The following is an 11205-nucleotide window of genomic DNA, read 5'->3' as shown; positions in this document are numbered from 1 at the left end:
GGAAAAATTATAGCCGCACAACCGGCTGAGCTTTCCCTGGGTCGTATATTCGCGGTGCCGCCGACGTGGCGGACGCGACAAGATGGGGGCGACCGGCCACGCCGGGACGCGCCAGTACGCAAGGGGTGGACATGATCGATCTGGGGCAATCGGACGCACCGGCAACCGCGCGGCGGGCGCCATCCGGACGACGTCGGTCATGGGGCTGGTCCGCCGGGCTGGTCATGGCGGCGTGTCCGCTTCCCGCGATCGCGCAGACGACGCCGCAGGTCCCGACGCGCGAGGAGATCCAGCAGCCGTCGCTGCCCCCCGCGGTTCCCCCGGGCGAGCGCATCGTCGCCGCCGACGACAGCATCGAGCGCGCGCCCTGTCCGCTCGCCAACCCCGAATATGCGAGCACGCGCATCACGCTGCGCGGCGTCCACTTCTCCAGCGTCGAAGGCATCGACCCGGCGATGCTCGATGCCAGCTGGTCCGACCGCGTCGGCCAGTCGTGGCCGATCTCGGTCGTGTGCGACATTCGCGACCATGCCGCCACGATCCTGCGCGCCAAGGGCTATCTGGCCGCGGTGCGCGTTCCGCCGCAGACCATCGCCGACGGCATCGTCCAACTCGACATCCTCGCCGCGCGGATGACGCGGATCGAGGTGCGCGGCGACGCGGGCAGCAACGAACGGCTGCTGCAACGCTATCTTTCCCGGCTCGACGATCAGCCGGTGTTCAACATCATCGATGCCGAGCGCTATCTGCTGCTGGCGCGCGACATTCCCGGCATGGATGCGCGGCTGACGCTGCGCCCCGGCGCCAACCCGGGCGAGGTGGTCGGCGAGGTGCGCGTCGCCCGCACCCCGGTGATGTTCGACGCCAATATCCAGAATTTCGGATCGCGCGACGTCGGCCGGCTGGGCGGGGTCGCGCGCGTCCGCGTCGCCGGGCTGACCGGCATGGGCGACCTGACCACCGCCAGCATCTATTCGACCGCCGACTTCAAGGAACAGCAGGTCGTGCAGCTCGCGCACGAATTCCGCGTGGGCGGCGACGGTCTGCGGCTGGGCGGCAGCTATACCTACGCCTGGACACGGCCCGATGTCGCTGGATTGCCGATCAAGTCGAACACGCAGATCGCCAGTCTCTTCGCCTCCTACCCCGTCGCGCTGGCGCAGGCGCACCGGCTGACCCTGTCGGGCGGGCTCGACCTGATCGACCAGGATATCGGGTTCGGCGGCGTGCCGCTCAACCGCGACCGGCTGCGCGTCTTCAACCTGCGCGCCGATGCCGCCTGGATCGACCCCGCCGCGATCGCGGGACGCGACGGCTACAGCCCCGCCGAGCCGCGCTGGTCCTTCGCTTCGTCGATCGAGGCGCGGCAGGGCGTCGATTTCCTTGGCGCCAGCGACGATTGCGGGCCGGGCGGCGCGGCCTGCTTCCTGCCCGGCGCGGTGCCGCTGACCCGGATCGAGGGCAAGCCCGACGCCTTCCTGCTGCGCGCCAACGCGCTCGCCGAATGGCGTCCGGTCAAGCAGTTCACGCTGTCGGCTGCCCCGCGCGCGCAATGGGCGAGCGATCCGCTGCTCGCCTATGAGGAGTTTTCGGGGGGCAATTTCACCGTCGGTCGCGGGTTCGACCCCGGTACGGTGATCGGCGACGGCGGCGTCGCCGTCGCACTCGAGGCGCGGGTCGGCTCGTTCGTTCCCGCCAATATCAAGAGCTTCGCGCTCCAGCCCTTCGCCTTCTTCGACGCCGCCTGGGTGTGGAACAAGGATAGCGCCTTCAACGGGCTCAACCCGCAAAAGCTCTATTCCGCCGGCGGCGGCGTCCGCGTCGCCTATGGCAACGCCGCGCGGCTCGACATGACGCTCGCGGTGCCGCTCAACCGGGCGGGGTTCCTCACGCAGCGCCCCGACCCCCGACTGCTCGTGTCGCTGACCACCCAGTTCGGCATCGGAAGGCGCTGAGCCATGATTTTTGCAGCAAGGATCAACGCCATGCCGGCCCACGCAGTTCCCTCGGCCGTTCACAAAGGCAAGCGGCGCCTGCTCGAAAGCTGCGCCGTCGCGGCGGGTCTGATGGTGTTCGCACCGGGCGCTTATGCGCAGGTCGCGGCGACGCCCCTCAACCCACCCGGCAGCGTCACCATCGGCACCGACACGGCAAGCCGGACGACGACGGTGGGCGTCTCCGATCCCCAGACGATCATCAACTGGGTGCCGACCGACACCGCACCGACCGGCGGCGACATCGACGTGCTGCCCGAAAACAGCAACTGGAATTTCAACGGCAGCGGCAACTATATCGTCCTCAACCGGTTCGTGAACGGCGCCGGGGGCTCGCTGAGCCGCCGGGTTGCGCTGAACGGAACCATCAGCAGCAGCAACGTCAGCGACCAGGGCGGCAGCATCTGGTTCTATAACGGCGGCGGCATCCTGATCGGCGCCAACGCCGAAATCAACGTCGGCAGCCTGCTTCTCACCGCCAACGACATCGACACGACCGGCGGATTTTTCGACGCGACGACCGGCGCGATCCGGTTTCGGGGCTCCCCCGGCAGCCTGGCGGCGATCGCCGTGAGCGGTGAGATCAATGCGAACCAGGTGGTCAATCCGGGCAGCAGCTATGTGGCGCTGGTCGCGCCGCGCATCGTGCAGGCCGGCCGCGTCGAGGTCGACGGTTCGGTCGCCTATGTCGCGGCCGAGGCCGCCGATATCCGGATCAACACCGGATTGTTCGACATCAACGTGCTGACCGGTGCCGAAGGCGGCAACGCCATCACGCATACGGGCATCACGACCGGCCCGTCGCATATCCAGGGCAGCGCCTATGACAGCCGCATCCATATGGTCGCGATCGCGAAGAACGACGCCGTCACCATGCTCGTGTCGGGACAGGTCGGCTATCGCGATGCCATCACGGCCCAGACCGACCCCGATGGCGCGGTGCGGCTGTCGGCGGGCTACAATATCGCCGGTGGCGAGATCGATGCCTCGACCGCCAACGGCCCCGCGGCGAACATCACGGTCGGCGACGTGCGCTTCCTCAGCAACACCACCGCCCACGCCAGCGGCGCTTTCCTGGGGCAATCGCAGCAACAGCTTCCCGCCGTCCCGCCCACCGCCCCCGTGCCGGAGCGGCCCGGCGAGATCCATGTCGAAGGCGAGGGCCTGTTCATCGGCGATGCCTCGGCGGCGCTGGTGGTCGGCACCGGGGGCAGCGGCCAGTCGGCGGGCGCGGACGGCAATCTGACCATCGAATCGAGCGGCGCGACGGGCAACGCCTCGGTCACGGTCCGCGACGGGGGTTCGATCTTCGTCGGCGGCCTGCCCGGCGGCGGGCTGCTCGCCATCCGGGCCGACGGCCGGACCGATCCGGTCACCGGCATCAACCAGGGCGGCACCGCGACCTTTTCGCAAAGCGGCGGTAGAACCGAGGTCGGCGATCTCGTCATCAGCGCCGTGGCGGAAGACGGCAACACCCCCGGCGGCACCGGGCACGGGGGCGTGGCAAGCGCCGAACTGACCGGCGGCGAACTCGAGGCGGGCGACATCGCGATCGTCGCGCGCGGCGGCGGTGGAATCGGGATCAGCGGCGCCGATTTCGATTCGGGCATTCCGGTCGGCCCGGCGGGAACCGGCGGTATGGGCTACGGCGGAACCGCGACGATGCGCATCGACGGCGCCGACGTGCAGATGGGCGCAGCTCTTCTCGACGCGTCGGGTCGCGGCGGCACCGGCGGCGAATTCTATGCGTTCGTGACAGGCGGAGATGCTGGTGACGGCGGCAACGGCATCGGCGGTTCGGCCCGTTTCGATCTGGTATCGGGCACCATAAGCGGCGGAGCCCTGACCGTCGATGCCCATGGCGAGGGCGGCAGCGGCGGCGCCACCTATGATTTCAGTTCGGGCAGCGACCTGACCGGCGCCCAGGGCGGCGGCGGTCTGGGCCAGGGCGGCACCGCGACGCTTGGTCTTGCCGCCGATACGGATATTTCCGACCTCGTCATGGTCAATGCGGACGCACTCGGCGGCGTGGGCGGAACCGGTTATGGCGCCGGGCCGGCCGGGCGCGGCGGCAACGCGCAAGGCGGAACCGCGCAACTGATCGTCACCGACCACGCCGTCGGTTCGCTTTTCTCGATCATGAGCGCCGAGGCGGTCGGCGGCGCGGGCGGCTTTTCGGCCGGCTCGACGGGGGCAAACGGCGGCGACGCGGTCGGCGGCACCGCGCGGCTGGAGGTCATCGGAGAAACCGGCAGCGCGGTGGTTCTCGGCGCCAACCTGCGCGCCTCGGCCACCGGCGGAGAAGGCGGATTCGGCAGTATCTCCTACACCGATCCGACCATTTCCCCGGCGGGCGGCGCCGGCGGCACCGGCACCGGCGGCACGCAGGAAATCATCGCGCGCGACGGCGCCACGGTGCTGATCGACGCCAATAACTCGTCGTCGATCGCCGATCTTGGAAGCGTGGGCACCGGCGGCGCCGGTGGCCGCGGCGCCGGCAACGACATGGGCACCGCCATCGGCGGCGAAGGCGGTGCGGCGGGAACGGGCATCGGCGGAACGGTGCATTTGCTCGCCGCCGGGGGCACGATCACCACCGGCAGCAACTCGCTGCTCGTCGGGGCCGACGGCACCGCGGGGGCGCCCGGCGAAGGGGGATTCGGAACGGGCGGTGATGGAGGCGCGGGCGGGGAAGGCCGAACCGCCGGCGGCCGCGTCCTGTTCGAAGCGACCACAGCGAACGGTCGGACGGGCGAGCTGAACCTGGGCTTCACCGGCATCTCGGCCAGCGGCGACGATGCCGGGCGGGTCGTGATCGGCGGCGACGGCCGCACGACCTTTGCCGATCTGAGCGTCTCGGTAACCGGGGTGGCCGCGCCGACCGCCGGCAATCTCGACACCGCGACGACGGGCATTCTGCTGGCACCCACCGGCGCGGGCTCGATCGCGACGACGGGCGACATGCGGCTGACGACCGACGGGTCGGTCGGCATCTATGCCGCCGGCGGCGGCCACGTCGCGGTGGGCGGCACGCTGGACATCGCGGCCGGGGACCAGATCGACCTGCGGCACGCCACGCCGGCGGCCGGCGGCGCACCGACTATCACGGCGGTGGGCAATGCCACGCTGACCGCCGCCAACGGTATTACCGGCGACGCGGGCAGCACCGCGGCGAGCGACGCCGCGCTGGCCCTGACATCGACGAACGGCTCGATCGCCATCGGGTCGGCGCGCGCGGGCGGCGACATGGCGCTGAGCGCCGTCAACGGCAGCATCGGAACCTCCGGAATCATCGCGGCGGGCGACGATATGCGCATCACCGCCGCCAGCATGGCGCTCGGCCGGATCGAAGCGACCGGCAGCGGCACCGATTCCGAAGCCGATGGCGCCAACATCGTGCTGACCTCTACGGGTGCCGCCACCGTCGTCCATGCGGAGGCGGCGGGCAACTTCACCGCCAACGTCGGCAGCTTCGCGACCGGGCTCAACTCGATCGTCACCGGCGGCGACATCGTCGTGGCCTCGCCCGGCACGGTCGACCTCGGCAATTCGAGCGCCGGCGGCTTCGTATCGGTGAACGGCCAGTCGATCGCCTTCAACACGGTGAGCGCGGGCAGTTTCGTCTCGCTGACCGCGGAGGGCACCGGCGCCGCCGACGGGGTCTTCGGAACCGACATCACCGCAGGCGGCACGGTCGCCATCGACGGCCCGGGCATCGCCGTCGGGGGCACGATCCAGTCCGATGGAACGCTGCGCGCGACGGCGAGCACGGGCGGCGTCGCGATCGGCCTGGCCGATACGGCGGGCAACATCATCGTCTCCGCCGGAACGGACCTTTCGGGTACCTATCGCGCGGGCGGCAACATAGAACTGAATGCGGCGGGCAATGTGACCGCCGAAGCCGATGCGGCGGGCGGCTATGCCGATCCGTCGGGCAACACCCTCTCCGAAGGCTATGTATTCGTCGATGCGGGCGGCGACGCGGCGCTGACCAACAGCAGCGCGGCGACGATGATCGGTATCCGTACCGGCGGCGCGGCGAGCCTGACCGGAGCGACCGCGGGCGAGGATGTGTTCGTCCTCGCCGGAACGACCGCGACGCTAGCCAACGTCACCGCCGGCGACGACCTGACCGTCCAGGCGGGCGGCGCGATCGACGCCACCGATGCGGCGACCACCGGAACCGGCCCCGACGGCCGCAGCGTCGTCTATGCGGGCGGCGGATCGGTGCCGGTGCCCTTCCTGCAGATCGCGACGACGCCGGCCGACCTGTCGAACGTCATGCTGACGGCCGGCACGGACATCGCCGCCGTCCGCGTCGGCGCCTTCGACAATCTGATCGCGGACGCGGGCGGCGCGGTCACGGGATCGGTCGTCGCCGGCGGCAACCTGACGCTCATTGCCGATGGATCGATCGCCATAGATTCGGCGGAAACCGGCGATGACGGCGCCGTGACGCTGAGCGCCGGGACCGGGATCGACGCCGACGAGATCTACAGCCGCGGCGTGACGACGCTGACCACCGACGACGGCGCCGTCCGCGTCGGAAACCTGAATTCGCGCGACGCCGTCAGCGTCAGCGCCGACAGCCTCGACATCGGGACCAACGGACCGATCACCTTCGTCAACATCGTCACCGACGTCGGCGACGCGACGATCCGCTCGGGCAACCGGTTCATCGTCGAGAATGCCACCATCGCCGGCACGGCGCGCTTCGACAACAGCGGCGAGCATATGATCATCGAAGCACTGACCGCCGACGCCGCCCAGTTCAACGCCGACGAGATGATCACGATGACCGGCGTCGGCGTGACCAACGCCCTCGCCGCCAGCGCCGGCACGACCATCCTCGTCGACGACGCGGTGACCGGGCGGGACATGACGCTCGCCTCGCGCGACATCACCATTGCGCCGAGCGGCCGCCTCGGCACCCCCGGCATCACCCGCACGCTGTCGCTCGCCAACAACGACGACGGACGGCAAAGCTTCGTCGGCGGCACCGGCACCGTCGCCGGCTATCACATCGACGCCGACGAGATGACGCGCCTCCATGCCGCCGCCATAGAGATCGTCGCGCCGGCGGTCGCCGGCGGCGGCGCCGAGCCCGACCTGGTGATCGACGGCTTCACCATGACCGGCGGCGCATCCTCGAACGCCAACCTCGGCGCCGACGGATCGCTGACGCTGCGGACGCCGGGCCGCGCGCGCGTGATCGGCGCGGTTGCGCTGGCCGATCTTGCCGACGCCAACAGCCTGACCGTCGCCGCCGACACGGCGCTGGAGGTCATCCTCGGCCAGGGAAGCGTGCGCCTGTCGAACGGCAGCGACCCGGCCGGCCGGTTGAACCTCGCCGCGAGCGCCGTCTTCGTCGCAACGCAGGCGGCGATCGGCGACATCGCGGGGGCGGCTTCGATCGACGCCATCGACGCGCGCCTTGCCGAAAATGACGGAGTGACGAGCGACGAGGGCGCGCTGTTCGCCGGGGGCATCAATGCCGCCGTCGGCGACGGCTTCTATGTCCAGAACAGCGGCGCCGGAACGCAGACCGCTCAGCGGCGCGGGCTGACCTTCGGCGCGCTCGGACTCAACGTCGAAGCATCGGCGCCGAGCGCGCGCATCGTCGTCAACGGCGTCGGGGCCGGCGCGTCGGGCCCGGTCACCGGCCTCGACACGATCGCGCTGCTCACCGTCAACGGCGCGGCGCCGGCTTCCGGAAGCTTCGACCGGCGCTCGACGCTCAACGGCTGCCTGATCCTCAACACAGGCGCCTGCCTGCCCACGCAGCCGGGAGGCGTGGAGATGAATTTCCCCGTTCAGGACGTCATCGAGGAAGAGGCAAGCGCCGACAGCGACGAAGGCGAAGGCAACAGCCTGCCGACGCCGCTGATCACGATGCGCGAACTCGACCCGATGACCGGCGAGCCGCTGCTCGACGATCCGGTGACGGGGGCGGGCAACGACGACCTGTGGACCTCGCCGGGGAGCCAGGGCATATCGGGCCATTGAATGGCTGACTCCCTTCCCGCTTGCGGCAGGGACAGCAAGGCTTGCGAACTCGTTCGCTAGCCGTAGCGGGGTGGGCCAATGCAACGCCGCCTGCCCACCCCCGCCCCCTCCCGCAAGCGGGAGGGGAGATCATGAGCGCATCACTCCCGGACTTGCTTCGAGGCGCCTTTCGGTTGACGGCGAACCCCGGCGCGGGGCATGGGCGCGGGGATGACCGACGCCCCCGCCTCCGCGCCCGGCGCGCCGCTCCGGCTGTTCAACAGCCTGACGCGCCAACTGGAAGATTTCCGGCCCGTCCATCCGGGCGAGGCGCGCGTCTATTCGTGCGGGCCGACCGTCTACAATTACCAGCACATCGGCAACATGCGCGCCTATGTCTTCGCCGACACGCTGGGGCGGACGCTCGCGTTCAAGGGCTATGCGCTGCGCCACATCATCAACATCACCGACGTCGGCCACCTGACCTCCGACGCCGACGCCGGCGACGACAAGATGGAAAAAGCGGCGGCATCGCAGGGCAAGTCGGCGTGGGACATTGCCGCCTTCTACACCGCCGAGTTCAAGCGCGACCTCGCGCGGCTGGGCGTGCGCGATCCCGCGAAATGGACGGTCGCCACCGACTATGTCCCGCGCATGATCGCGTTCGCGGAGCGCATCGCCGACGCCCATTGCTACCAGCTCGACAGCGGCCTCTATTTCGACGTGTCGACCGTCGCTGATTACGGCCGGTTGGCGCGCGCGGTGACCGACGAGGGAGAAGGCCGCATCGACGAGGTCGAGGGCAAGCGCCACGCCGCCGATTTCGCGATCTGGCGCCGCACGCCGCCCGGCGAGACACGCCAGATGGAATGGGATTCGCCGTGGGGACGCGGCGCGCCCGGATGGCATCTCGAATGCTCGGTGATGGGCGAGGCCGAACTGGGCCTGCCGTTCGACATCCACACCGGCGGCATCGACCACCGCGAAATCCACCATCCGAACGAGATCGCCCAGAATCAGGCGTGGCGCGGCTGCGGCGGGCTCGACTGCGCGGAGCATTCGGGCGCCCGCATGTGGATGCACAATAATTTCCTGATCGACCGCGGCGGCAAGATGTCGAAATCGGCGGGCGAATTCCTGCGCCTCCAGACGCTCGTCGACCGCGGCTATCACCCCCTCGCCTATCGCCTGATGTGCCTCCAGGCGCATTATCGCAGCGAACTGGAATTTTCGTGGGAAGGCCTCGGTGCGGCCCTGACCCGGCTCAAGCGGCTGGTGATGGCGGCGACGGCGGTCCGCGAAGCGGAGGCTGTACCGGTGACCGACCGGCGGCTGGCCGACCTGCTCGCAAGGTTCGACGCGGCGGTCTCCGACGACCTCAACACCCCGATCGCGCTGACCCTGATCGAGGAGGCGGCGGCGATGAAGAAGGTCGACGCCGGGCAGAAGCGCACGCTGCTGGCGCGGATGGACGGCGTCCTCGGGCTCGACCTGCTGACGCTCTCGCGCAAGGCGCTGCGCGTCCGTCCCAAGGGTGCGACCATCGACGAAACCGCCATCGAAGCGACGCTGGCGCGCCGCAAGGAAGCGCGGGCCGCCAGGGATTTCGCCGCGTCCGACACGCTGCGTGACGAGCTGGGCGCCGCCGGGGTCGAGGTGATGGACGGCGACCCGCTCGGCTGGGACTGGCGGCTCGAAAGCTGAACGACATCGCGTTCCGTTCGTGTCGAGCGAAGTCGAGACACCCGACAGACGCGCGCGACCGATGGGCATCTCGACTTCGCTCGATGCGAACGGAAAAGGGAGAGCAATTTCCATGACCAAGACCGTCACCGTCCTGTCGGAAATGATCCGCCCGCTCGTCGAAAGCCGCCTGCCCGACTGGGTCGAACCGCGCTTCTTCCGGACCAAGGAAGAGGCGATGGCGATGGCGCCCGAGGCCGACATTGGCTGGTTCGACATGCACGACAAGCACGACATGGCGACCGCGATCACCGCGGCGGCGAGGATGCGGTGGCTGAACTCCATCTATGCCGGGGTCGACCGCATGCCGCTCGACCTGCTGCGCACGCGCGGCGTCGTCGTCACCAACGGCGCCGGGATCAACGCGATCACCATCGCCGAATATGTGGTGATGGGAATGCTGACCATCGCCAAGGGGTATCGCGAAGTCGTGCGCGCGCAGGAACGCCACGAATGGCTGATCGATTCGCCGGGCAAGGTCGAACTGGCAGGATCGAGGGCGCTGCTGCTCGGCTATGGCGCGATCGGCAGGCTGATCGAGGAACGGCTGAAGGCCTTTGCGGTCGATGTGACGGTGGTGCGCCGCTCGCCCGGACCGGGCACCCTGACCCCCGACCAGTGGCGCGGCCGCCTCGGCGATTATGACTGGGTGATCCTCGCGGTGCCCGCGACGGCGGAAACCGACGGCATGATCGGCGCCGTCGAGCTGGCGGCGATGAAGTCCGACGCAACGCTGATCAACATCGCGCGCGGCAGTGTCGTCGATCAGGAGGCGCTGGTCGCGGCACTGACCGAAAAGCGCATCGGCGCCGCCTTCCTCGACGTCACCACGCCCGAGCCGCTGCCCGCCGACCACCCGCTGTGGGCGCTCGACAACGCGCATGTCACGATGCACCTGTCGGGCCGCGCGCAGGACAAGATGTTCGCGCGCGCCGCCGAACGCTTCCTCGACAATCTGGATCGCTGGCACAGGGGCGAACCGGTCGCGCCGCAGGTCGACCTGACGCTGGGCTATTAGACTCCGATGACTTTGGATTGACCCACGTCTTCATTGCGACCCCGGACCCGATCCGGGGGAAGCAATCCAGAGCGGTTACCACCTGCTCTGGATTGCCGCGCGGCTTCGTCGCTCGCAATGACGAGTCGGTCTGATGTCATCATGGTCTAAGGCCTGTGGGGATTCGGGGTTCGGCGCGCTGCCCCATCCTTCGTCATGCTGAACTCGTTTCAGCATCCATGGCCGGACCTTCCCTTTTCCGCCGCCTCTCATTCGGGGACCATGGGCCCTGAAACACGTTGGTATAGATATCCATCAGGTGGGTAAGGAGCTGTTCCCCGGCGAAAGCCGGGGTCCGATGCAGGGCAGCGCCGCGCCATCTGGACCCCGGCTTTCGCCGGGGAACCATTCCTCGTCGAAAAGGGATGGAGCATTGAGCCTTAAATCTGACCCATCGTCCCGTTCGTGTCGAGCGGATAAGGGGCA

4 protein-coding genes are annotated in these 11205 nt (G+C 69.4%); all 4 read left to right on the top strand.

Going from position 1 to position 11205, the window contains the following annotated elements; all coding sequences use genetic code 11:
- Positions 1–131: 131 nt before the first annotated feature.
- The 4 genes from SGRAN_RS06255 (at position 132) to SGRAN_RS06240 (ending at position 10740) form a co-directional block, all read left to right on the top strand.
- Complete coding sequence (locus SGRAN_RS06255; protein ID WP_148650810.1) at positions 132–1955, top strand: ShlB/FhaC/HecB family hemolysin secretion/activation protein; 1824 nt, start codon at positions 132–134, stop codon at positions 1953–1955.
- Between the two features lie 30 nt (positions 1956–1985).
- Positions 1986–8000 (top strand): hypothetical protein, encoded by a 6015-nt coding sequence (locus tag SGRAN_RS06250; RefSeq protein ID WP_067181687.1) that lies wholly within the window; start codon positions 1986–1988, stop codon positions 7998–8000.
- A gap of 210 nt (positions 8001–8210) precedes the next feature.
- Positions 8211–9683 carry a cysteine--tRNA ligase gene (cysS, locus tag SGRAN_RS06245; protein ID WP_067186939.1) on the top strand — a complete coding sequence of 491 codons (1473 nt, stop codon included), beginning with the start codon at positions 8211–8213 and terminating at the stop codon, positions 9681–9683.
- A gap of 112 nt (positions 9684–9795) precedes the next feature.
- Positions 9796–10740, top strand: coding sequence for a D-2-hydroxyacid dehydrogenase (locus SGRAN_RS06240; protein WP_067181685.1), 945 nt, complete (start codon positions 9796–9798; stop codon positions 10738–10740).
- The last annotated feature ends 465 nt before the right edge of the window (positions 10741–11205 follow it).

The organism is Sphingopyxis granuli (genome assembly GCF_001559015.1).
In the GTDB taxonomy this organism is placed as follows: Bacteria; Pseudomonadota; Alphaproteobacteria; order Sphingomonadales; family Sphingomonadaceae; genus Sphingopyxis; species Sphingopyxis granuli.
Note: the sequence above shows the minus strand (reverse complement) of the source record. Positions and strands in the feature narration are given on the sequence as shown.

Coding starts and splice junctions, on each gene's coding strand:
- SGRAN_RS06255 (WP_148650810.1), top strand. CDS start 132: ATGATCGATCTGGGGCAATCGGACGCACCGGCAACCGCGCGGCGGGCG.
- SGRAN_RS06250 (WP_067181687.1), top strand. CDS start 1,986: ATGCCGGCCCACGCAGTTCCCTCGGCCGTTCACAAAGGCAAGCGGCGC.
- cysS (WP_067186939.1), top strand. CDS start 8,211: ATGACCGACGCCCCCGCCTCCGCGCCCGGCGCGCCGCTCCGGCTGTTC.
- SGRAN_RS06240 (WP_067181685.1), top strand. CDS start 9,796: ATGACCAAGACCGTCACCGTCCTGTCGGAAATGATCCGCCCGCTCGTC.